Source organism: Paenibacillus cremeus (genome assembly GCF_007786445.1).
GTDB lineage: Bacteria > Bacillota > Bacilli > Paenibacillales > NBRC-103111 > Paenibacillus_G > Paenibacillus_G cremeus.
Window position 1 is genome coordinate 181,923 of record NZ_VNJI01000001.1, and the last position, 22,783, is coordinate 204,705.

The following is a 22,783-nucleotide window of genomic DNA, read 5'->3' on the forward strand; positions in this document are numbered from 1 at the left end:
CCCTGATCGCGGAATTAGGACTCTTGCTCATTCTCCGCTTGCTTCCGATGTGCGATCCGGCTGCTGGCCGAAGCGGCGATGGCGCCGACAATGTCGTCGAGAAACGTATGCTTGTGCGGACCGGATTTATCGTTTAATTGTTTAATGATCCCCGGCTTAACCTTGTCGACATAGCCGAAATTGGTCATCCCGATGCTGCCATACACATTGACGATCGATAAAGCCAGAATCTCATCGCAGCCGTACAGCCCCTCATCGTTTTCGATCATTTCCTGCAGCGGGGATTGCAGCTTGCCCTCTTCGGAGAGCACATCCAGCTGTATCCCGGTGAGGATCGCATTTTGCACCTCGCGCTTGGACAGCACCTGCTCTACGCTAAGCCGGCACTCCTCCAGGGTGAGGGTAGGGTAGTAGTCCTTTTGCAGGAAGTAGGCCAGCTCCGCCATATCCTCCACGCGCACGCCCCGATCGGCAAGCCACTGTCTTGCGGCACTCTCTACTTTTTTACTGTTCAAGCTGTAGGACATCTGCACATCACTCCATGATTGTCCGTTTAAGCGGACAAATTGTTGTCATAAACTTGTCTCCCCTCCGTATACATAGAAGTAAAAACGGAGAAGGCTGCTACCGCCGCCCTATCGAAAACGCTTGAGGAGGAATTGACAAATGAAACCGTATCAATGGACAAGGCTCGCCGCTGTAACCGGGATTGGCGCCGTCATGCTGGTGGCTTCCGGCTGCTCGCTTTTAAAGACAAAAGAACAGTCCAAGCAGATCGATCCTCCGCCGACTGGGGCGGACGCTCTGGCAACCAGCGCTAAAGCTTCCGGCATCACGATTACCAATCCGATGCAGGTGACCATCTACGCCAAGGATGAGAAAGGCTTCGTTGCTCCGATCGCCATCCAGGTCGAAAAAACAGAAAGCGCCGCCAAGCGCTCGCTGGAGTATATGGTCGACGGCGGTCCCTCAAGCGGACACCTGCCCGCCGGCTTCACCAGCCTGCTGCCGAAAGGCACCGAGGTCAAAGGAATCAGCATCAAAGATAAACTCGCTACTGTAGATTTCTCCAAATCGTTCACAGATTATAACCTGCAGGATGAGCGGAAAATACTGGAAGCGGTCACCTGGACACTGACGGGCTTTAGCACCGTGGAAAAGGTTCAAATCCGCGTAGAAGGCAAGGCGCTCAAGGAAATGCCGGTCGGTGGCACACCGCTCGATGAACCGCTTAGCCGAGCGATGGGGATCAATCTGGAGAAGCCCGAAAGCGTGGAGTTCGGCCAATCTACACCGGTGACGCTGTATTTCTTAAATCAGAATCAGGCGGATTATAAATATTACGTGCCGGTCACGCGGCTCATTAAGCGGACGGATAATGTGGCTGAAGCGGTAGTGCAGCAGCTGATTGCCGGACCGGATCAGAAAAAAGGCTTGTTCGCCGTCATGACCCCGGGGGCGGAGCTGCTCAAGATCAGCAAGGCGGACGATTTAATTACGGTCAACTTCTCTGATAAAATGCTCGGCCCAGACAAAAAAGCGCCAGCCGAAGCGCTCCGTTCCGTGGTGCTGTCCCTGACGGAAAATGCGGGTGCCGCCTCCAAGGTGCAAATTCTCGTCAACGGCGACGCCAAGGTGAGCACGACCGAGAACGAAAGCTACGCTAAGCCGGTTACACGGCCGGCGACAGTAAACCAAATCAAGAGCTAATGAATTGCAGCTTTGGCAACGCCCCTTTTCGCAGCCGATCTCGCAAGACCCCCGCTGCCGAAAAGGGGTGTTTGGTTTTCCATAATTGCTCTGGTACAATGGGAAACGACTGAAGCAATTACGTATAGGAGGCAGCGAACTATTCATGAGAAACGACGGAAGAGCGGCCGATCAGGCCCGTCCTATAAAAATTACGACGAACTACAACAAGCATGCGGAAGGCTCGGTGCTTATCGAGGTGGGCGATACGAAGGTCATCTGCACGGCGACGGTGGAGGAGCGGGTGCCGCCGTTTATGAAAGGGCAGGGCAAGGGCTGGGTCACCGCTGAGTATTCCATGCTGCCTAGAGCGACCTCGGTGCGTAACCAGCGGGAAGCGGCCAAAGGAAAGCTCGGCGGCAGGACGATGGAAATCCAGCGGTTGATCGGACGGGCGCTGCGCTCGGTTGTGAACCTGGAGGCGCTGGGCGAGCGCTCCATCACACTTGACTGCGATGTCATCCAAGCTGATGGCGGGACTCGGACGACCTCCATCACCGGCGCTTTTGTAGCGATGGCGATCGCCATCGACAAGCTCTCCAAGGATCGCAATTTATCCCGTTTTCCTATTACTGATTTTCTAGGCTCGATCAGTGTCGGCATTATTCAAGACAAGGCCCTTTTGGATTTAAATTATGAAGAGGATTCCAAAGCGAAAGTGGATATGAACGTCGTCATGACAGGCAGCGGCAAATTCGTTGAGGTGCAGGGCACCGGCGAAGAGGCGCCATTCTCCCGCCAGGAGCTGGACACGCTGCTGGCGCTGGCCGAGACCGGGATTGCCGCGATGGTACGCGAGCAAGAGCAAGCCCTGGGGCCGATTGCCGACCGTATCAAGGGGGCTGCTGCACATGCCGCTTCTCGGTCCTGAGGTCCTGATTGCGACCCGCAATGCAGGCAAGGTAAAAGAATTTGTGCCGATGTTTGAGGCGAAGGGAATCGCCGTGAAAAGCCTGCTCGATTACCCGGAGCTGCCGGACATCGTAGAGGACGGCGACACGTTCGCGGCGAACGCGCTGATCAAGGCCCGTACGATTGCTGAGCGGCTGGGCGTTCCGGTCGTGGCGGACGATTCCGGCCTGTGCGTCGATCGGCTTGGCGGCGCGCCCGGCGTTTATTCCGCCCGCTATGCCGGCGAGCCCTCGAACGATGCGGCCAACAACCGCAAGCTGCTTGAGGAGCTGGCCAAGGTCGAGGCGGATGCAGCGCTGCAGGATGGCAGTGACGCACGCGGCTTAAGCCCGGCGCGCTTTGTGTGCGCCATGGCGCTGGTGGACGCGGAGGGCCGCGTCGTCGCAGAAGCGGAAGGCGCCTGCGAGGGCGTCATCATCGGCGAGCCGAGAGGGGAGCGCGGCTTCGGCTACGATCCGCTGTTCTACATCCCGGAGCTCGGGCAGACGATGGCGGAGCTGACGCTGGAAGCGAAAAATGAGCGGAGCCATCGCGGTCAAGCGATCCGCAGGCTGTGGGAAGCCTTATCCTAAAACGAAGACGGGACGGCGCCGGAGATGATCACTCCGGACGCCGCCCCGTCCTTTTCGTCTTAGCGGATGGCCACCTTATAGGTGCGCAGCCAAGTATCGACTTGGGCTAAATAAGCGAAGAGCTGAGGGCCGGTCATGAGCTGGCCGAACCATGGGAGGTTGAATTGGCCGTTGTCGTTTTCGGCGAGCGCTCGGATTTTGGCCACATCGATAAACTGCAGCAGCGGCGACGAGCTGTCGTTTAGAATCTCGAGGACCCACGAACGGACCGCAGCCAAATAGTTCGGGTTGTGCGTTTTCGGATATGGGCTTTTCTTGCGAGTCAGCACATCTTCCGGCAGCACGCCGCGAAGCGCTTTGCGCAAAATGCCCTTTTCCCGATCGCCGGCCGTTTTGACCTCCCAAGGGATGTTCCAGACGTACTCCACTAAGCGGTGGTCGCAGAACGGAACGCGTACCTCGAGCCCGACCGCCATGCTCATCCGGTCCTTCCGGTCAAGCAGCGTCGGCATGAACCGCGTAATGTTGAGGTAAGACATTTCCCTCATGCGGTTCTGCTGCGCATTTTCGCCGGCCAGCCGCGGCACCTCGGACAGCGCTTGACGATAGCGCTCCTGCACGTACTGCTCCGGCTTCACCCAATCGATCAGCTCGGGAGACAGCAGATTCACCCGATCGCGGGTCGCGAGCGCCCAAGGGAACGTCTGCGCGTTCAGCGACTCCTCCCGGTGAAACCACGGATAGCCGCCGAAGATTTCGTCCGCCGCTTCGCCGGAAATCGCCACCGTGGCCTCCTTCTTGATTTCACGGCAGAACAAATACAGCGACCCGTCCACGTCGGCCATGCCGGGCATGTCGCGGGCGTAGACGCCGGTCTTCAGCGCCTCTACGAGCTCGGGGGTATCGAACTCAAACGAATGGTGCACCGTGCCCAGATGCTCCGTCATTCGTTTAATCCACGGCGCGTCGGAGTTCGGCTGGAACACGTTAGCTTTAAAATGCTTATCGTTGTCTACATAGTCAATAGAGTATGTGTGCAGTGTGCCAAGCCCTAGCTCATTGTAATATTGGGCGGCAAACGAGGTCAGCGCGCTGGAATCCAGCCCGCCGGACAGCAGCGTGCAAATGGGTACGTCGGAAGCGAGCTGGCGAATGACCGTATCCTTCAGCAGATCATGAACCTTGGCGGCAGTCGTTTCGACATCATCCTCGTGCGGCTTGCTCTCGAGCTTCCAGTACGCCCGGATCTGAATCCCGTTGGCATCCATCAGCATGCAGTGGCCAGGCTTCAGCTCGCTTAAATTTTTGTACACCCCGTGTCCTGGCGTGCGCGCCGGTCCCACGGCAAAAATTTCGGCGAGACCCTCGCCGCTGATTTGCGCGGGGAAGTCGGGATGTGCCAAAATCGCTTTCGGCTCGGAGCCGAACAAGAGCCGGCCGTCCTGATAAGAATAAAAGAACGGCTTCACGCCAAGCCGGTCCCGCACCAGAAAGAGCGACTGCTCCTCATCGTTCCAGACAGCAAAGGCGAAGATGCCGTTCAAACGGTCCACGCATGCCCGGCCCCATTCGATATAAGAGGCCAGGAGCACCTCGGTATCGCAGGTGGTTTGAAACTTGTGGCCCCGCAGCTCCAGCTCCTTTTTCAGCTCTGGGGCGTTATAAAGCTCGCCGTTATAGACGATCGCGAACGTATTCTCGCCGGCTTTACGGATCATCGGCTGTGCGCCGTTAGCCGGGTCCATGACGCTGAGGCGGCGATGGCCGAGGGCGCAGCGGGGGGTAATCCAGGTTCCGGAGGCATCGGGACCGCGAAGGGAGAGCGTCTCCGTCATATTTTCAAGAATGGACGGAAACTGGGTTAAGTCTTTGTGCCAATCAATCCATCCAGTAATTCCACACATAGCCTTCATCCTCTCTGGTCAAAAATCGGCGAGTTGGCAACAATAGAAAGACAAGCCTTGCAGTCAGTCGGCTGCATGATGATACAGGGTATGCGCCCATGGCATTGAAAATGTCTGTCCGTTCGGCAGCGCGGCTGAAAAACTTGGCGAATAAATGGACAAACGGTCGAAGAAAAGTTACACTATCAGATGGGACCGTTGGAAACATTTACACAAAGACTTAGGAACCATGTATAGAAAAGGCTGGTTTTGTCCAACTCTAACCGTAACAGAGCGCGATACTGGCAGCCGATGAATCGAAAGGTGGTCACATTTATGAAGAAAGCTATTTACGAGCAGCAAAAGGAATATAAAGAAGCGAAAGAGCACTTCGAGACCGTGAATAAAGAGTTCGAGAAGAAGCTGGCCGCCACCAAGAAGCTGGGTACAGTAAACCAGGAATCGATGGAGCAGCTAGTTGAAAATACAGGTCTTCACGACGCGCTGAACCGCCTGGGCGCTGCCGAAGCGGCGCTGCTGAAGTGGTCTCACGAGATGATCCAGAACGAGAAGGATTATCTGCAAAATAAAGATGCCGTTGACCGGATGTACGCCTTTATCGACAAAAACCCGTACATCAAATCGCAGCTCATTCAAGCCGCGATGAAAATGGACTAATCCAGCGTAACGCATCCCCGAAACCATTGTTTCGGGTTTTTTCTTTTGGCTGCATCCGTAGGGCGAAGCGTTTTCAATTCGCCGGACGGACGCTAATGTCAAATTTTGCTTTCAACGTGTATTTCGGGTACACTGGCTTTCATAGAAGTGGTTTGCAGGAAAGGCGGTGTTTTATGATGGAACAGCCGAATGATAACGTGATTCTTTTCCCGAAAACCGTCGAGTACTACCAGTTCGAGCTGACCCGGCTGCTGGAAGCGGAGCGGTATAGCGAAGCGATTCAGACGCTGAGGTTTTTGCTGGCTTGCAGATCGGATGACCAGCGGGCCCGGGAGGAATGGCAGTCGCTCCTGGACTGGCTGCAGATGATGTTTCCCGACTTGGCCTTGGAGCTACCATATGACACGGAGGACGACGACAGCGAGGTTGACCTGCTCAAGCAGCACCTACTGGCCAAGACAGAGCTGACGCCCGAATACGCCGAGCGGCTGCTGAGCAGCTTGTTCGAGCAGCATGCGGTCGATAAGCAGCTGCTGGCGCTAGACCAGCTGGCTTTTATTGAGCACCCGGGGATTGACGATGCGCTGATCCGCTTTTTGTCGACGCCTGCCCTTCATCCGTTGATTCAATTCCGAACGCTCCAGACGCTGAAAAAAAGAGGCGCCGCCGGTACGCTGCTGCTAACCAAGAACGGGGAGCCGACGGAGATCGAGATCGAGGACACGCCGTCCGGCTTTGATGAGTTCCCTTCGCAAATTCAAGAGATAATAAAGCGTGTGCAGGAAATTAGCGAGACGCAGCACCCGGCTTTGGCTTATTTTGCGGAAGAGACGTGGAACGAGTTTTTGGCGTTTATTTACGGCACCTCCGCCTATCGACAGATGCTGAAGCAGGATTCGGCCTATGTCGACGTTTGGGCCGCGGCGCTGCACCTGACTCTGCTGGAGCGCGTGTTCGACGGGGGGGATAAGGAGGAGCTTCAGGAGCTGTATGGAATCACAGGCGAGATGGCGTTTCAATGGGAGCAGGCGTATCGGATGATGCAGCAGTTCGCGCATATAGTGTTTTCAAGAAAAGGCTGAGCCGTCGCGGGTTTCCAGTTTCACTTTGCGTTTCCAAGACCGTAGTCTTGAAAACGTAAACTTTTATGGTTATAATAGAATGGTTATTTGACTGTGCGGGACATGTTCGTTTCCGTCCCCGCCGCATCACGACAAATTTGTTATGGATAATTTTTGGAGGGGAAAGCATAAAATGAAAGCAAGCTGGGAAAAGATAGAGAAGAACGTTGGAGTTCTTGATATTGAAGTGGACGCAGATCAAGTTGCAGATGCATTGGACAAGGCGTTCAAGAAAGTCGTAGCCAAGGTTAACGTACCAGGCTTCCGTAAAGGCAAAGTACCTCGCGCGATTTTTGAATCCAAATTTGGCGTGGAAAGCTTGTACCAAGACGCGCTTGACATCATCGTACCTGATGCTTATATGGCAGCAGTTCGCGAAACGTCCATCGAGCCGGTTGACCGTCCTGAAGTGGATGTAGAGCAGTTTGGCAAAGGTCAAGTTCTGAAGTTCAAAGCGAAAGTGGTTGTGAAGCCGGAAGTTGAGCTGGGCGACTACAAAGGCATCGAAGTAGAAGAAACCGAAGCTGTAGTATCCGCTGAAGAAGTGAACGCTGAGCTGGAAAGACTGCAAAAGCGTCACGCTGAGCTGATTCCAGTAGAAGAAGGCGCAGCTGAGAACGGCGATATGGTATCGATCGACTTCGAAGGCTTTGTAGACGGCGTACCATTCGAAGGCGGCAAAGCGGAGAGATATTCTCTGGAGCTGGGCTCCAACAGCTTTATCCCAGGCTTCGAAGAGCAAGTAGTAGGCCTCGAGAAGGACGGCGAGAAAGACATTACCGTTACTTTCCCTGAGAACTACCACGCGGAAGAGCTGAAAGGCAAAGAAGCGGTATTCAAGATCAAGCTGCATGACATCAAGCGCAAGAACCTGCCTGCACTCGACGATGAGTTTGCTAAAGACGTTAGCGAATTCGAAACACTTGACGAGTACAAAGCCGACCTCGAAAGCAAGCTGAAGGAGCGCAAGCAAGCTGAGAATACTCGCGCTAAAGAAGCGGCTGTTGTTGAGAAAGTAGCTGCATCGGCACAAGTGGAAATTCCAGAAGTGATGATCAACGAAGAAGCGGAGCAAATGGTGAAGGAATTCGAAAACCGTCTGCGCTCGCAAGGCATGAACATCGAAATGTACTACCAGTTCACTGGCCAAAACGCAGAAGCTCTCAAAGCCCAAATGCACGACGATGCTGTACAGCGCGTTCGCAACAACCTGGTGCTTGAAGCCATTGCTAAAGCAGAGAACATCGTAGCTACTGAAGAAGAAATCAATGCTGAGCTGCAAAACTTGGCACAAATGTACGGCCGTTCCGCTGCTGAAATTCACAGCATTTTTGCACAGAACGGTAACCTGGGTGCACTGGTTCAAGACATCCTGTCCCGCAAAACCGTAGCATTCCTGGTTGAAAACAGCAAATCGGTTGCAAGCGCCGTTTAATTTCAAAAGGCGTCATATACAGACAAAGGCACGTGTACTTGCATGCGTGCCTTTGTTTTACCTTTAGATGCCCAAGAGAGTCGCAGCGACCCACATAAGCAAGACGGTTTTAACTGTAGGTGGAAGTACATAAGAATGACATAAGCGGTACATAAGTAATACATATTGCAGTGCAACGTTACATAAGCGTTACATAAGGTCGTATAAGCAGTACATAGGAAATGTGCGTTTGATTCGAAAAAGTGCTACAATTAGGCTGTAACACTCTTGCTTTGCATTCTTGTTGTAAAGGGGTTGGAACGATGAGTCTGGTACCTATGGTTGTGGAACAGGAAGGCCGCGGCGAGCGCTCGTATGATATTTACTCGCGTTTGCTTAAAGATCGCATTATTTTTCTGGGCAGCGCGATCGATGATGACGTCGCCAACCTGATCATTGCTCAGCTGCTGTTTTTGGCGGCGCAGGATTCAGAGAAGGATATTCACTTGTACATTAACTCCCCCGGCGGTTCGGTCACTGCGGGCATGGGTATATATGATACAATGCAATTCATCAAGCCGGATGTTTCCACGATCTGCGTCGGCATGGCAGCGAGCATGGGTTCCTTGCTTCTGACAGCGGGAGCCAAGGGCAAGCGCTTTGCACTGCCGAACAGTGAAGTAATGATTCACCAACCGTTGGGCGGCGTTCGCGGGCAAGCGTCCGACATTAAGATTCACGCGGATTGGATTATTAAGACCAAGCAGAAGCTGAATCAGATTTATGTGGAGCGCACAGGTCAAGCGTATGAGAAGATCGAGCGCGACACCGACCGTGATAATTTTTTGAGCGCCGAAGAAGCGAAGGAATACGGGCTCATTGATGCGGTTATCACTCGCAGCGACTTGAAATAGAAAAGGAGTGATCCCATGTTTAAATTTAACGACGAAAAAGGTCAGCTGAAGTGCTCCTTCTGCGGCAAGTCGCAGGAGCAGGTACGCAAGCTGGTAGCCGGACCCGGCGTATATATATGCGATGAGTGTATTGAGCTTTGTACGGAAATCGTCGAGGAGGAATTGGGTCACGAGGAAGAGCTTGACCTGAAGGACGTTCCGAAGCCGAAGGAAATCCGCAACATTCTTGATCAATATGTCATCGGCCAAGAGCAAGCGAAGAAATCGCTGTCTGTAGCGGTGTATAACCACTACAAGCGGATCAATTCCCAGCAGGGCAAGACAGAGGAAGTCGAGCTGCAAAAGTCGAACATCGTTCTCGTTGGACCGACAGGTAGCGGTAAGACGCTTCTGGCGCAAACGCTGGCCAAAATTCTCAACGTGCCTTTTGCCATTGCGGACGCCACTTCTTTGACAGAAGCCGGTTACGTAGGGGAAGACGTAGAGAACATCCTGCTGAAGCTGATCCAAGCGGCCGACTATGATGTAGAGAAGGCTGAACGCGGCATTATTTATATCGATGAGATCGATAAAGTAGCCCGCAAATCGGAGAATCCGTCGATCACTCGCGATGTCTCCGGTGAAGGCGTACAGCAAGCGCTCCTGAAAATTCTTGAAGGTACGGTTGCATCCGTTCCTCCGCAAGGCGGACGCAAGCATCCACATCAGGAATTCATTCAGATCGATACCACGAACATTCTGTTCATTTGCGGCGGTGCATTTGATGGATTGGAGCAAATCATCAAGCGCCGGATCGGGAAGAAGGTTATTGGCTTCGGTACGGACGGCCACAAAGCCGATCTCAAGCCAGGCGAATACTTATCTCTTGTTCTGCCGGAAGACTTGCTCAAATTCGGTTTGATCCCTGAATTTGTAGGCCGTTTGCCGGTTATCTCGACACTGGAGCCGTTGGATGAGGCTGCCCTTGTTCGCATTCTCACCGAGCCTAAGAACGCCCTCGTCAAGCAGTACCAGAAGCTGCTGGAGATGGATAACGTAACGCTCGAATTCGAGGCGGAAGCGCTCGAAGAGATCGCGAAGGAAGCCATCAAGCGGAACACTGGTGCAAGGGGATTGCGTGCCATCATCGAAGGCATTATGCTCGAAGTGATGTACGAAGCGCCATCCCGCACGGAAACGTCCAAGTGCATCGTGAACAAGGAGGCGGTCCAAGCGAAGATCGCTCCGCCGATTGTTACGCTGGATGCCAGTGCGGTAAAGAAGAAAGAAGAAAGCGCGTAAGCTTATCATAGTTAACCAAGCAACCTCCAATCCGCTGCCGGTCCTTCGATTTTGGAAGGAACCCGGCACTGGAGCGGAGGATGTTTGGTATCAAGGCTAAATTTGCTGTAGGGGAGAGAAGAATACACATGTTTCACAGAACGGAAACGATTCCGGTCAAGGTGGGCAATCTAACCATTGGCGGCAGCAACGAAGTGATCATTCAGAGCATGTGTACGACCAAGACGGCGGACGTCAAGGCAACCGTGGCGGAAATTCACCGCCTCGAGGAAGCCGGCTGCCAAATTGTTCGGGTGACGGTCAATAATAAGGAAGCCGCTGAAGCGATCAAGGAAATCAAGCGTCAAATCTCGATTCCACTTGTAGCGGACATTCATTTTGACCACCGCTTGGCTTTGATGGCGATCGAGAACGGCATAGACAAGGTCCGAATTAATCCAGGCAACATTGGCCGCCGCGAGAAGGTGGAGGCGGTCGTGAAAGCCTGCAAGGAGCGGGGAATCCCGATCCGCATCGGCGTCAACGCCGGCTCGCTGGAGAATCACTTGCTCGAGAAATATGGATACCCGACGCCGGAAGCGATGGTGGAAAGCGCGCTGTATCATATCAACATTCTCGAAGAGCTGGATTTCAGGGACATTATCGTATCGCTGAAAGCCTCGGATGTGCCTATGGCTATTGCTGCGTACACCAAAGCAGCGGCTACGTTCCGATATCCACTGCACCTCGGCATCACCGAAGCGGGAACGTTGTTTTCCGGGACGGTCAAGAGTGCTGCTGGGCTCGGTGCACTGCTGAGCATGGGGATCGGCTCGACCATCCGCATCTCGCTGAGCGCGGATCCGGTCGAAGAGGTTAAGGTATGTCGCGAACTGCTGAAGTCGTTTGGCCTTATCACCAATGCGGCAACGCTGGTGTCATGCCCAACGTGCGGACGTCTTGACATCGATTTGTTCTCGATCGCCAACGAAGTCGAGGAGTATATTTCCAAGCTGAAGGTACCGATCAAGGTGTCGGTGCTCGGATGTGCGGTGAATGGCCCTGGGGAGGCTCGCGAAGCCGATATCGGCATTGCCGGTGCCCGAGGTGAGGGCATGCTGTTCCGGTACGGGGAAATGATCCGTAAGGTACCGGAAGCAGAACTGCTCGCAGAGCTGAAGAAAGAGATTGATATCATTGTAGATCATTTTGATAAAACCGGAGAAATTCCTGGGCGCAAGCATCACGCTGGCGCGTCGCATTAACATAGAGAAGCCCGTAACGGCCTAAGCTGAGCTCAGACCATTACGGGCTTTTTTGCGCTTCTTATTACAGTGCAGGGGCTTCCATGTTCATGAATGTTTTCCACTCTTCACGGGCGGGGCCATAGACGCCAGGCACGACCAGGCCGGCTTGGCGCATCAAAACGGTCATTTGACCGCGGTGATGGGTTTGATGGGAGATGAGCAGCTCCAAGGTCAGTCCGTTCGGCCAAGATTGGCCGTACATATCCTTGACTTCCAGCAGCGTTTGATCCGTCCATTGCGACTGAACCGCTTCAAGAAGGGCGTTCGTCGTTTTAGCGTATTGGTCCGCGATTTCCTTGGCTGTGGCTGGAATCGGCTCAGAAGGCTCCGGTTCTTCCAGCTTTAAGCCAGTGCGGGACACCATTTCTTGAATGACGGTAACCAGATGCCACGCGATCCGGCCCAACGTCCGGTCCTGCGGTGATACTTCTTGAGCAAGGGAAGCGTCCGTTAGCGTGTTGAAAATGCGCTGTGTTTGGCCGCATTCCTGCTTCCACGATACTGCAAAGTCATCAATGCTTGTAAACATGGTAAATTCCTCCTTAAATTGGCATTAAGTATGTATTCGACATCGAACACATGATCCCTTCTTCGTATCGCGAATAAAAACAAAACATCCAACAAATAACAATGGATGTGGGTCGAAATCGCCCGTACAAGTTGCAACGTAGGAGGATGAACGCGTGAGAAAAGCTTGGATATGGGCAACAACAACTGTACTTCTGTTCGGTCTGACGCTGCAGTCTGCCTGGGCAAGCGAAGAGCCGGAAGCGAAAAAGCAAATTGCGGTCGTGATCGACGATTTTGGCAACAGCATGCAAGGAACGGAGCAGATGCTGGAGCTGCCGATTCCGTTTGCCGCGGCGGTGATGCCGTTTCTGCCCACGACCAAACGAGATGCGGAGCAAGCGCATCGGCTAGGCAAAGAAGTGCTGCTGCATTTGCCCATGGAGCCGAATGCCGGCAAGCCGGAATGGCTGGGTCCGGGGGCCATCACCACCCGCCTATCCGATGAAGAGATCCGTAAGCGGGTGAACGCAGCTATTGATGATGTGCCGTATGCCGTAGGCATCAACAACCATATGGGCTCCAAGGTCACGGCTAACGAACGGATCATGCGCATTGTCATTTCCGTCTGCAAGGAACGAAACTTATTTTTTCTCGACAGCCGGACGACGCACAAAAGTGTGATCAAAAAGCTGGCGAACGAGCTGCAAGTGCCGACCGCGGAAAATCACATTTTTATGGACGACGTGTACACCCGCAGCCATATCGCCAAACAAGCGATCAAGGTACAAAAGCATGTGAAGACGCACCCCGTTACCGTTCTGATCGGACATGTCGGCCCTCCTGGCAAGCTTACCGCAGACGTGCTCAAGCATGAGATCCCGACGCTTCAGCAGCTTGGGGCGGAGTTTGTACCAGTCTCACAGCTGGTGAGATGAATACACGTTAGGAAGACCGCTCCGCAAAGGCAGCGGTCTTATTGTTGTTGTTGCTGCTGAGACATATACTGCTTGACGCCGTCAGCAATCTTAGCGGCAATGGACCATTGCATGTCCTGCTTTTGCAGCATAGCGCGATCCTGAGCATTGGTCAGAAAGCCCATTTCAACGATCACAGCTGGCACCTTCGTATGTCTCAAGATGTAATACTTCTTCCCCATCATCACAGGCTCTTCAGTCGTGCCATAGAGCGGATTGAGCGCCGTCTGAAGTGCGATGGCCAGTTGCTTGCTCTGTTCATTTTTTTGATGAATGATCAAGGGCCCGCGTTTGCCGGATCTCCGTGCGGAGTTGATGTGGAGGCTAAGCAGCATTTTAGGCTTAACCTCGTTTGCCAGATGGCTGCGCTGAGCCAGATCCTTTACATGCCTTGAACGGCTGCGGAGCCACAAATTTTCGCTGCTGAGCGCATAATCTCCGCTGCGATTCAGGAGCACGCAGTAGCCTCTTTTTCGAAGCGTCTCGTAAGTTTTTTGTGCGATGGCCAGATTGATGTCTTTTTCCAGCACGTCACCGTATACAGTCCCGCTGTCAATGCCGCCATGTCCGACATCGAGCAGCACATCGACATTTGCGATCGCCGGATGATCCGCACGAATTTCAGGCAGCAGAAAGGATTCAAAATCAGAGTCAGGGGAGGCGGCAGAGCGCCCTTGAGCCGATGAAGTAGGACTAACCAGCATTCCCGCCATCAGCAGTAGGAAAAGAACAGCCTTTGTTTTCATCAATCGCCGGTTCAATGGCATGCACTCCTTTTTCGAACAACAAGCTCGTCTTTATCATCCCCCAAAAAGTTTCTAACCCTTTAGCGATTAATGCTACCAATGGAGGGCAATACTACCAAATATATAGATTTTGGCTTGCAGCCGCGGCCTGGATGGAGAAACAGCCGGCTGTGAGCATCATGGAGGTTGACAGGTTATGAGCATAAGCGTGATTTTAATGGTAATCCAGCTGTTTTTTGCGATTGTGATTGGTATGTATTTTTGGAATTTGCTGCGCAATCAGCAGACCAACCGTTCGGCGGTCGACAAGGAGTCGAAGAAGGAGCTGGAGAAGCTTCGGAAGCTGCGCTCCATCTCGCTGAACAAACCGCTTGCCGAGAAGACACGGCCTTCTTCCATGGATGATATCGTCGGTCAAAAAGAAGGGCTCCGCGCGCTGAAAGCCGCTCTATGCGGAGGCAATCCGCAGCATGTCATTATTTACGGCCCGCCGGGCGTAGGCAAAACCGCTGCCGCCCGCGTCATTTTGGAGGAAGCGAAGAAAAATCCGGAATCGCCATTCCGCCCGGATGCGAAGTTTACCGAGATTGATGCCACAACCGCCCGTTTTGACGAACGCGGCATTGCGGACCCGCTGATCGGCTCCGTGCACGACCCGATTTATCAAGGGGCTGGAGCGATGGGCGTTGCGGGTATTCCTCAACCGAAGCTGGGGGCAGTGACCAAGGCGCATGGCGGTATTTTGTTTATTGATGAAATCGGGGAATTGCACCCGCACCAGATGAATAAATTATTAAAGGTACTCGAAGATCGTAAGGTGTTTTTGGAAAGTGCCTACTATAACTCGGAAGATACCAATATTCCAAGCTACATTCACGATGTATTCCAAAATGGCCTGCCCGCGGACTTCCGCTTAGTAGGCGCAACAACCCGCAACCCGCAGGACATTCCACCGGCGATTCGGTCCCGGTGTATGGAAATCTTTTTCCGCCCGCTGCTGCCGGATGAAATTGCGATGATCGCCTCCAAAGCGCTGAAGAAAATTGGTTTTCCCGAGCAGTCGCCGGCTATCGATGTGGTGAAAAAGTACGCAACTAACGGGCGCGAAGCCGTCAACATTATTCAGCTGGCGGCCGGGATGGCCTTAACCGATCAGCGCAGGGAAGTATCGGAAGCGGACATTGAGTGGGTGGTCAACAGCTCGCAAATTCCGCCGCGGCCGGAGAAAAAAATTCATCAACAGCCAGAAGTCGGGCTTGTCAACGGCTTGGCCGTTTATGGACCGAATATGGGGATGCTGTTGGAAATCGAAGTTACAGCCATACCGGTTATTCAACCCGGTACCGGACAGTTCACGATCACTGGGGTAGTCGACGAGGAGGAAATGGGCGGCGGCTCCCGCACGCTGCGTCGCAAAAGCATGGCGCGCGGCTCGGTGGAGAATGTGCTGACCGTGCTGCGCAGGCTCGGCGTCAATCCTTACAACTATGATTTGCACATCAACTTTCCGGGCGGAATCCCGATTGACGGCCCGTCCGCAGGGATTTCCATGGCGGTAGCGATTACTTCCGCGATCAAACAGATTCCGGTGGATAATCATATCGCGATGACCGGGGAAATCAGCATCCATGGCAAAGTGAAGCCGGTTGGAGGCGTCATTGCCAAGGTAGAGGCGGCCTTCCAAGCCGGAGCGACCAAGGTGCTGATTCCGAAGGAAAATTGGCAGGAAATTTTTGCAGGCTTAAACGGTCTCGAGGTTGTTCCTGTCGATTGTATCGAGGAGGCTCTGTTTCAATCGCTGGGTCTGGAGTTTACCCGTTCCAGCGATCCGCTGCTGCTTCCTCAAGATTCCGTTACCGCTGCCTCCGTCACCGTACTGCACGCCGACGCGCTCGAATAGAGCTCGCGGCGTTTTCTTTTTCACGGGTAAATAGGCGGTTTTGCAGTCAAGGGGCCTCATTGGTGTTTTGAATTTAATTTTGCTAAAATGGTTATCACAGTATGTAAGTCTAGTCTGGAGGTGCTCGAAAGTGGGACCGAGCAAACAAAAGGTGCGCCGCTTGCCGCTGCTTCCGTTACGGGGGCTGCTAGTGTATCCCAGCATGGTGCTGCATTTGGATGTAGGCAGAGAGAAGTCTGTGCGGGCACTGGAAAAAGCCATGGTCGACGACAGCATGATCCTGCTTTGTTCGCAATCGGAAGTCAATATTGAGGAGCCGAAGACGGAAGATATTTACCGCATTGGTACGATTGCCAAAGTACGCCAGATGCTGAAGCTTCCTAACGGCACGATTCGCGTGCTGGTGGAAGGGGTCATGCGGGCGGAAATTACGGAGTTTCTCGTCAATGACGAATATTACGAGGTTTCGGTGAAAGAGCTGCCGGAGCAGGGAACATCCGATCCCGAGATCGATGCCCTCATGAGGACGGTATTAAGCCAGTTCGAGCATTATATCAACCTTTCCAAGAAGGTAACGCCGGAGACGCTGGCCGCCGTGTCGGATATCGATGAGCCGGGGCGTCTGGCCGATGTCATTTGCAGTCATCTATCGTTGAAAATAAAGGATAAGCAAGAAATTTTGGAAACCGTCGATGTTCGGGAGCGGCTGGAGAAGCTGCTGAGCATTTTGAACAACGAACGGGAAGTGCTGGAGCTGGAGCGCAAGATCAGCCAACGCGTCAAAAAGCAGATGGAGAAGACGCAGAAGGAATACTACTTGCGTGAGCAGATGAAAGCCATCCAGAAGGAGCTCGGAGACAAGGAAGGCCGTGCAGGTGAAGTAGATGAGCTGAGAAATCAGCTGGCGGAAACGCAGGTGCCGGAGAAGGTCAAAGAGAAGATCGAGAAAGAAATCGATCGACTGGAGAAAATGCCGGCGACCTCTGCCGAAGGCTCTGTCATTCGGAATTACATCGACTGGCTGCTGGCGCTCCCATGGTCCTCCTCTTCGGAAGACGATCTGGATATTGCTAAGGCGGAAGAGATTCTGAACGAGGATCACTACGGTCTGGAGAAGCCGAAGGAACGCGTGCTGGAATACTTGGCCGTGCAAAAGCTGGTGAAAAAGCTCAAGGGGCCGATTCTCTGCTTGGTCGGGCCTCCGGGTGTGGGGAAAACCTCGATCGCTCGCTCCATCGCAAGGTCCATGGGACGGGAATTCGTTCGAATTTCGCTCGGCGGCGTCCGGGATGAAGCCGAGATTCGCGGGCATCGCCGGACGTATGTCGGTGCCATGCCGGGCCGGATCATCCAAGGCATGAAGACGGCGGGCACGAACAATCCGGTGTTCCTGCTCGATGAGATCGACAAGATGGCGATGGATTTCCGCGGCGATCCGGCCTCAGCCCTGCTTGAGGTACTGGATCCGGAGCAAAACAGCACGTTCAGCGACCATTATGTCGAGGTTCCTTTTGACCTCTCGAATGTCATGTTCGTAACGACCGCGAATGCGGTGCATAACATTCCCCGGCCGCTGCTTGACCGGATGGAAGTGCTCTACATTCCGGGCTATACCGAGATCGAGAAGCTGCATATCGCCCGCAACTACTTGCTGCCGAAGCAGCAGCGCGATCACGGGCTGGAAGAAGGCCAGCTCGTCGTCAATGAAGCAGCGCTGATGCGGACCGTGAGAGAGTATACACGCGAAGCCGGCGTTCGAAACCTGGAGCAGCAGATCTCTTCGATTTGCCGCAAAGCGGCGAAGCAGGTGGTTGGTGGAACTGGCGCAGTTGAGGTAACGGCTGACAACTTGAAAGAGTTCCTGGGTCAACCGAAGTTCCGCTTCGGAATGGCGGAGGAGCGCGATCAGGTCGGCGCTGTCACGGGCCTGGCATGGACCGAGGTCGGCGGCGATACACTGGTGATCGAAGTCACCGTGATGCAGGGCAACGGAAAGCTGACCTTAACAGGGAAGCTGGGCGATGTGATGAAGGAGTCGGCGCAGGCCGCCTTCAGCTATACCCGTTCCCGCGCGGAGCACTTTGGCATTCAGCCGGACTTCCATGAGAAGTTCGATATTCATATTCATATCCCGGAAGGCGCGATTCCTAAGGACGGACCGTCTGCGGGCATCACGATGGGGACGGCGCTCATCTCCGCGCTGACCAATATCCCGGTCTCGCGTCACGTAGCGATGACAGGCGAGATTACGCTGCGCGGTCGGGTGCTCCCGATCGGCGGGCTCAAGGAGAAGGCCATGGCGGCGCATCGCGCAGGCATTCGCACCGTCATTTTGCCGAAGGATAACGAGAAAGACATTGAAGAAATCCCCGAAAGCGTCCGCAGCGAGCTGCGTTTTATCCCGGTGTCACACATGGATGAAGTGCTGGAGCATGCGCTGGTTAAACCGGTAGGGGTGTAAAGAAAGTGTGGAAATGACATGAAGGTCAATCAAGCTGAATTCATTATCAGCGCGGTTGGTCCGAATCAGTATCCTGAAGGCGCCTTGCCGGAGATTGCTCTGGCAGGGCGTTCGAATGTCGGCAAATCGTCGCTGATCAATCGGATGATCAACCGCAAGAACTTGGCGCGGACCAGCTCCAAGCCGGGCAAGACACAGCAGTTGAACTATTATTTAATCAATAAGGATTTGCACTTCGTTGATTTGCCTGGCTATGGCTATGCTCAGGTATCCAAGTCGAAGCGGGAGGTATGGGGCAAGTTCATCGAGGACTACTTGCTGCGGCGTGAACACCTCAAGCTGGTGCTGCTGATCATCGATCTTCGCCATCCTCCATCGAAGGATGACATCGCGATGTATGACTGGCTAAAGCATAACGGCGTGCCGATCTGCGTCGTCACGACGAAGGCGGACAAAATCCCGAAGGGCAAATGGCAGAAGCACGTCAAAATCATCAAGGAAGCGCTTGAAATGGACAAGGCTGATCCGCACATCCTGTTCTCCTCCGAGCTGGGACTCGGAAAGGACGAGCTGTGGGCCGTCATCGAGAATCGAATCGGATACGGCGCAGAAGCAGAGGCCGACTCGCATGCTGAGTCAAGCAGCAGCAGTGTGGAGGAATCTGACGCAGCGGCGATTGCTGAGCCGCAAGCATAGCGGCGACGTTCAAAGCGGCGAACCCGCTTTGGAGCCTGACCGCGGGCCCGGACGACCTATACAAAGCGGAAAAACCGCTTTACAGGCCGTTCCCCGGTCTGGATGATAAGTGTAGAGCGGAAATTCCGCTCTAGAGTACGGCTCCAGGTCCGAGCGCCCGATATAAAGCGGCTAATCTGCTTTAGAGTCCGTTCACGAAGTCCGAGCAACCCATGCAAAAGCGGAAATCCGCCTTGCACGAGAATTTATCCCAATAAGCCTGAGCCTAGATGGTTGTCTCGACCCTCCTGGCCTCAGGCTTTTTCTTTACCAGTACAGCATGCGCTCCTTACTCCCACTCCCCTCAGCGTATAATCGCCCCATTTTTGCATCAAACTGGGGACAAGAGATTCTCATTGTCAAGGACGGTGAATTTGTGTCCTTGACAATCAAAGGAGCGATTAGGCGCCGTGAACTTTTTAACCCGTTTCAGCCTCAAAAATCCGGCAGCGATCATCATTAGCGCACTGCTGCTGATGGTCGGCGGCTTGTATGCTTTTACCACGCTGAAGGTGGATATGCTGCCGAACATTGAGCTTCCGACGCTGACGGTCCAGTCGGTCTATCCCGGAGCTTCGCCTGCGGACGTAGATGACCGGGTGACGCAGAAGCTGGAGCAGAGCTTGAAGAGCCTAAGCGGCATCAAAAAGCTGACCAGCCAGTCGCTCGAAAGCTTCTCCCTTGTGCAGCTGGAATTTCCGATCGGCACCGACATGGACAGCACGACGCGGCAAGTCGAGTCGTCCTTGCAAGACGTCAAGCTGCCGGAGGGGGTGACGCCCAAGGTGACCCGGTTCAGCTTCGGTTCGCTGCCGATCTTAAATATTGCGCTATTCCCGAAGGATGCCGGCTCCGGCTCCATCGAATCGATCGTCGATAAAGACATTCGCCCGGAGCTCGAAAAAATCGAGGGCGTAAGCAGCATCAGCATCGGCGGTATGAAACATAGCTTCATCGAGATTTCCGTCGATCCCGAAAAAGCCAAGGCCAACAATATTACCCTGAATCAGATTTCGCAAAAGGTTCAAGGGCTTTTTGTGTCGATGCCGGCCGGTTCGGCGATCCAGAACAATATTATCATTCCGATTCGGGTAGAGCAGCGAGCGGCGGGCATTGCGGATTTGAAGCAGCTCTCGTTTGACGTGCAGGCCGGCTTCCCGCCCGTACCAAGCACCATCCTGCTTTCGGATATCGCCGCGATCAAGGCGGTCGAAGACTCAGAGGAGCTGGTCCGTTATAACGAAAAATCGAGTCTAGCCCTATCCGTATCCAAAAAACAGGACGCCAACACCGTGCAAATTGCAGATAAAGTGTTAGCCACCTTGGACAAGTACCAAGACCGGCTCAGCTACTCACTCGCGTTCGATCAAGCGGCCGGCATCAAAAAATCCGTAGACAGCCTGCGCAATGAAGGGCTTTTCGGTGCGCTGTTTGCGTCGCTGGCCGTGCTGCTGTTTCTTCGCAATCTGCGGGCGACGTTTATCGCCATTATATCGATTCCGCTCTCTCTGCTGATAGCTTCAATTGCATTAGCAAAAATGGGAATCACGCTCAACATCATGACCTTAGGCGGAATGGCGGTTGCGGTCGGTCGCGTGGTGGATGACAGCATCGTCGTGATCGAAAATATTTATCGGAGGATGAGTCAGCGCCAAGCCGGACAGGATCGAACTGGGATCGCTTTAGAAGCGTCCAAAGAAATGATGAGCGCGATTACATCTTCTACTTTGACTACCATCGTCGTCTTTTTGCCGCTTGGGTTCGTGGGGGGCATTACGGGGGAGTTTTTTCTTCCCTTTGCGTTGACGGTGGTCTTTGCGCTGGCGGCATCGCTGCTCGTGGCCGTTACGGTAGTTCCAATCCTGTCCAAAGGCGCATTCGGCAAGCTGAGAGCGGCGGTAGAGGAGCGGGAAAGCGCTCTGCAGCGGCTGTACGCCAGAGTGCTCGAAGCGGGGCTGAAGCGCAAAGGAACGGTGATCGTTGGATCTCTGGTTATTTTGGGAGCATCGTTATTTCTGGTGCCGCAGCTTGGCTTTATATTCCTCCCTAACGAGAAGCAGCAGGTGGTAGCCGCCGGCTTTAAGCTCCCTCCCGCAACGCAGCTGGAAAAAACGAATCAGGTTTCGCAGGAAATCGAAAAGATGCTGCTCCAGCAGCCGGAAATTTTCGAGTACGTGTTCACATCCATCGGCGGATTGGACTATATGTCCGGCATGAAGCAGGCGAATCAGGCTCAGTACATGATGAGCATCAATCCGAAGGTCGACGTCGATACCGTCATCAAGACCTTATCCGTGCAGCTCGATGCCATCGTAAAAAAGGCGTCCCCAGAGGCAACAGTTACCGTACAGGAGATGAGCTCAGGCGGCCCTCCAACCGGCAATAACGTAAACGTGCAGCTGTACGGCAGCGATATGGACAAGCTAGGCGAAGCGGCCAAGAAGGTTGAAGATCATTTGAAGCAGAACATGGATTTGCAATATATCCAAAACAATTTCCGCGAAAAACAGCGGCAGTGGATCGTCCGCATCGACCCGCAAAAGGCGGCGGAGGCCGGCATCGATCCCATGATGGTGTTGGGGCTTGTGGCGGACCGAACCAAGCCGGTCACGGTTGGGACGTACACTCTAGACGGCAAAACGCAAGAAATCCGCGCTGCCTACGCCCAAGGGCTTACAGATGCCTCGGACCTGGAGAATATCGCTTTATTCGGGAAAAAGGGGCGTGTCCTGATCAAAGACATTGCGGCGGTGCAAGCGGTGGACACCTTATCCAGCATCCAGCGGCTGGACGGCAAAATCTATGCGGAAGTAAGCGCCCAAATCCGCAGCGATAATGTGGCTAATACGACGAAAGCGGTTCAGGACAGCGTGGCTAAGCTGGCGCTGCCGGAGGGCATCAGCCTGACTTCGGGCGGAGGAAGCGAAGAAACGGAGCAAACGTTCAAAGAGCTCGGTCTGGCCATTGCTGCGGCAATTGGGCTTGTTTATCTGGTCATGCTGGTCTCCTTCGGGAAGGCGCGCATTCCAATCGTCATTCTATCCTCTTTGCTGTTCATTCCTGTAGGTGCCATCGCCGGACTGTATTTCACGCGCCAGCCGCTGTCCGTCAGTGCGATGATCGGGCTGCTCATGCTAGTAGGCATCGTGGTTACGAATGCGATCGTGCTGATCGATAGGGTCAGTCAAAATCGTCAATCCGGCATGAAGATCCGCAAAGCACTGATTGAAGCGGGAACGACCCGGCTGCGCCCGATTCTGATGACGGCGTTCGCAACGGTGTGCGCTTTAGTTCCGCTGGCGCTGACGGAATCCGAAGGGAGCCTGATTTCGAAGGGGCTCGCAGTCGTTGTGATTGGCGGCTTGGTGACCGCTACGCTGCTTACGTTGGTTATCGTACCGATCATGTATGAGCTCTTTTTTCACCGTGAACGCAGGAGGGAACTGCGGAACATCGAGAGGTAAAGCGAGGTTTTTAATAGTTCCGTGGTCCTTCTGAAGGGAAAACGCGGAATTTTCTGAATTCCCGGCGAATTTCAAACCCTCCTTAGCAGGAATATTAAATAATTATGTAGTATAATGTATATAGGAAACAAAAGAATAAGGCAGACGCTTCAAGGTTCGAAAAAAATGAATCGAGGGATTTTT

The 22,783-nt window shown here is 53.8% G+C and carries 18 protein-coding genes; 14 read left to right on the forward strand and 4 right to left on the reverse strand.

Annotation, left to right across the window (positions count from 1 at the left end):
* Positions 1–14 precede the first annotated feature (14 nt).
* Complete coding sequence (locus FPZ49_RS00810; RefSeq protein WP_144842447.1) at positions 15–527, reverse strand: phosphatidylglycerophosphatase A family protein; 513 nt, start codon at positions 525–527, stop codon at positions 15–17.
* A gap of 139 nt (positions 528–666) precedes the next feature.
* Between FPZ49_RS00810 and FPZ49_RS00815 the strand changes: the two genes are divergently transcribed.
* The 3 genes from FPZ49_RS00815 to FPZ49_RS00825 all read left to right on the forward strand — a co-directional run bounded on the left by FPZ49_RS00815 (position 667) and on the right by FPZ49_RS00825 (position 3,233).
* Positions 667–1,710, forward strand: a complete 1,044-nt coding sequence (locus FPZ49_RS00815) for a GerMN domain-containing protein (RefSeq protein WP_144842448.1) — start codon at positions 667–669, stop codon at positions 1,708–1,710.
* 145 nt (positions 1,711–1,855) lie between these two features.
* Positions 1,856–2,620, forward strand: coding sequence for a ribonuclease PH (rph, locus tag FPZ49_RS00820; protein WP_144842449.1), 765 nt, complete (start codon positions 1,856–1,858; stop codon positions 2,618–2,620).
* On the forward strand, positions 2,601–3,233 hold the full coding sequence (locus FPZ49_RS00825) for an XTP/dITP diphosphatase (protein ID WP_144842450.1): 633 nt from the start codon (positions 2,601–2,603) through the stop codon (positions 3,231–3,233). The genes rph and FPZ49_RS00825 overlap by 20 nt, the downstream gene beginning before the upstream one ends.
* A 59-nt stretch (positions 3,234–3,292) precedes the next feature.
* Here FPZ49_RS00825 and asnB read toward each other — a convergent pair whose 3' ends face one another.
* On the reverse strand, positions 3,293–5,137 hold the full coding sequence (asnB, locus tag FPZ49_RS00830; RefSeq protein WP_144842451.1) for an asparagine synthase (glutamine-hydrolyzing): 1,845 nt from the start codon (positions 5,135–5,137) through the stop codon (positions 3,293–3,295).
* 315 nt (positions 5,138–5,452) lie between these two features.
* Between asnB and FPZ49_RS00835 the strand changes: the two genes are divergently transcribed.
* The 6 genes from FPZ49_RS00835 to ispG all read left to right on the forward strand — a co-directional run bounded on the left by FPZ49_RS00835 (position 5,453) and on the right by ispG (position 11,768).
* The gene (locus tag FPZ49_RS00835; protein ID WP_144842452.1) at positions 5,453–5,794 is read left to right on the forward strand and encodes a hypothetical protein; all 342 of its coding nucleotides are present in this window, start codon (positions 5,453–5,455) and stop codon (positions 5,792–5,794) included.
* Positions 5,795–5,967: 173 nt separating this feature from the next.
* On the forward strand, positions 5,968–6,876 hold the full coding sequence (locus FPZ49_RS00840) for a hypothetical protein (protein ID WP_144842453.1): 909 nt from the start codon (positions 5,968–5,970) through the stop codon (positions 6,874–6,876).
* A 172-nt stretch (positions 6,877–7,048) separates the two neighbouring features.
* On the forward strand, positions 7,049–8,350 hold the full coding sequence (tig, locus tag FPZ49_RS00845; RefSeq protein WP_144842454.1) for a trigger factor: 1,302 nt from the start codon (positions 7,049–7,051) through the stop codon (positions 8,348–8,350).
* Between the two features lie 302 nt (positions 8,351–8,652).
* Complete coding sequence (clpP, locus tag FPZ49_RS00850; RefSeq protein ID WP_144842455.1) at positions 8,653–9,243, forward strand: ATP-dependent Clp endopeptidase proteolytic subunit ClpP; 591 nt, start codon at positions 8,653–8,655, stop codon at positions 9,241–9,243.
* Between the two features lie 15 nt (positions 9,244–9,258).
* Positions 9,259–10,524 (forward strand): ATP-dependent protease ATP-binding subunit ClpX, encoded by a 1,266-nt coding sequence (clpX, locus tag FPZ49_RS00855; RefSeq protein ID WP_144842456.1) that lies wholly within the window; start codon positions 9,259–9,261, stop codon positions 10,522–10,524.
* A 128-nt stretch (positions 10,525–10,652) separates the two neighbouring features.
* A complete protein-coding gene (ispG, locus tag FPZ49_RS00860; RefSeq protein ID WP_144842457.1) occupies positions 10,653–11,768 on the forward strand; it encodes a flavodoxin-dependent (E)-4-hydroxy-3-methylbut-2-enyl-diphosphate synthase in 1,116 nt (371 codons plus the stop codon).
* 64 nt (positions 11,769–11,832) lie between these two features.
* Here ispG and FPZ49_RS00865 read toward each other — a convergent pair whose 3' ends face one another.
* Positions 11,833–12,339 carry a DinB family protein gene (locus tag FPZ49_RS00865; RefSeq protein ID WP_144842458.1) on the reverse strand — a complete coding sequence of 169 codons (507 nt, stop codon included), beginning with the start codon at positions 12,337–12,339 and terminating at the stop codon, positions 11,833–11,835.
* Between the two features lie 193 nt (positions 12,340–12,532).
* Here FPZ49_RS00865 and FPZ49_RS00870 point away from each other — a divergent pair, with 193 nt between their 5' ends.
* Positions 12,533–13,255 carry a divergent polysaccharide deacetylase family protein gene (locus tag FPZ49_RS00870; RefSeq protein ID WP_261381204.1) on the forward strand — a complete coding sequence of 241 codons (723 nt, stop codon included), beginning with the start codon at positions 12,533–12,535 and terminating at the stop codon, positions 13,253–13,255.
* A 38-nt stretch (positions 13,256–13,293) separates the two neighbouring features.
* Here the strand turns inward: FPZ49_RS00870 and FPZ49_RS00875 are convergent, their stop codons facing one another.
* Positions 13,294–14,055, reverse strand: coding sequence for an N-acetylmuramoyl-L-alanine amidase family protein (locus tag FPZ49_RS00875; protein ID WP_391563791.1), 762 nt, complete (start codon positions 14,053–14,055; stop codon positions 13,294–13,296).
* 181 nt (positions 14,056–14,236) lie between these two features.
* On the opposite strand from FPZ49_RS00875, the gene lonB reads away from it, so the two are divergent.
* The 4 genes from lonB to FPZ49_RS00895 all read left to right on the forward strand — a co-directional run bounded on the left by lonB (position 14,237) and on the right by FPZ49_RS00895 (position 22,600).
* Entirely contained in the window at positions 14,237–15,940 is a 1,704-nt protein-coding gene (gene lonB, locus FPZ49_RS00880) for an ATP-dependent protease LonB (protein ID WP_144842460.1), read from the forward strand.
* A 130-nt stretch (positions 15,941–16,070) separates the two neighbouring features.
* Entirely contained in the window at positions 16,071–18,401 is a 2,331-nt protein-coding gene (gene lon / locus FPZ49_RS00885; protein WP_144842461.1) for an endopeptidase La, read from the forward strand.
* Positions 18,402–18,419: 18 nt separating this feature from the next.
* Entirely contained in the window at positions 18,420–19,097 is a 678-nt protein-coding gene (gene yihA / locus FPZ49_RS00890; RefSeq protein ID WP_144842462.1) for a ribosome biogenesis GTP-binding protein YihA/YsxC, read from the forward strand.
* 449 nt (positions 19,098–19,546) lie between these two features.
* Positions 19,547–22,600, forward strand: coding sequence for an efflux RND transporter permease subunit (locus tag FPZ49_RS00895; RefSeq protein ID WP_144842463.1), 3,054 nt, complete (start codon positions 19,547–19,549; stop codon positions 22,598–22,600).
* Positions 22,601–22,783 lie beyond the last annotated feature (183 nt).

Coding starts and splice junctions, on each gene's coding strand:
- clpX (WP_144842456.1), top strand. CDS start 9,259: ATGTTTAAATTTAACGACGAAAAAGGTCAGCTGAAGTGCTCCTTCTGC.
- rph (WP_144842449.1), top strand. CDS start 1,856: ATGAGAAACGACGGAAGAGCGGCCGATCAGGCCCGTCCTATAAAAATT.
- FPZ49_RS00815 (WP_144842448.1), top strand. CDS start 667: ATGAAACCGTATCAATGGACAAGGCTCGCCGCTGTAACCGGGATTGGC.
- clpP (WP_144842455.1), top strand. CDS start 8,653: ATGAGTCTGGTACCTATGGTTGTGGAACAGGAAGGCCGCGGCGAGCGC.
- tig (WP_144842454.1), top strand. CDS start 7,049: ATGAAAGCAAGCTGGGAAAAGATAGAGAAGAACGTTGGAGTTCTTGAT.
- lonB (WP_144842460.1), top strand. CDS start 14,237: ATGAGCATAAGCGTGATTTTAATGGTAATCCAGCTGTTTTTTGCGATT.
- FPZ49_RS00835 (WP_144842452.1), top strand. CDS start 5,453: ATGAAGAAAGCTATTTACGAGCAGCAAAAGGAATATAAAGAAGCGAAA.
- FPZ49_RS00840 (WP_144842453.1), top strand. CDS start 5,968: ATGATGGAACAGCCGAATGATAACGTGATTCTTTTCCCGAAAACCGTC.
- asnB (WP_144842451.1), bottom strand. CDS start 5,137: ATGTGTGGAATTACTGGATGGATTGATTGGCACAAAGACTTAACCCAG.
- ispG (WP_144842457.1), top strand. CDS start 10,653: ATGTTTCACAGAACGGAAACGATTCCGGTCAAGGTGGGCAATCTAACC.
- yihA (WP_144842462.1), top strand. CDS start 18,420: ATGAAGGTCAATCAAGCTGAATTCATTATCAGCGCGGTTGGTCCGAAT.
- FPZ49_RS00810 (WP_144842447.1), bottom strand. CDS start 527: ATGTCCTACAGCTTGAACAGTAAAAAAGTAGAGAGTGCCGCAAGACAG.
- FPZ49_RS00865 (WP_144842458.1), bottom strand. CDS start 12,339: ATGTTTACAAGCATTGATGACTTTGCAGTATCGTGGAAGCAGGAATGC.
- FPZ49_RS00825 (WP_144842450.1), top strand. CDS start 2,601: ATGCCGCTTCTCGGTCCTGAGGTCCTGATTGCGACCCGCAATGCAGGC.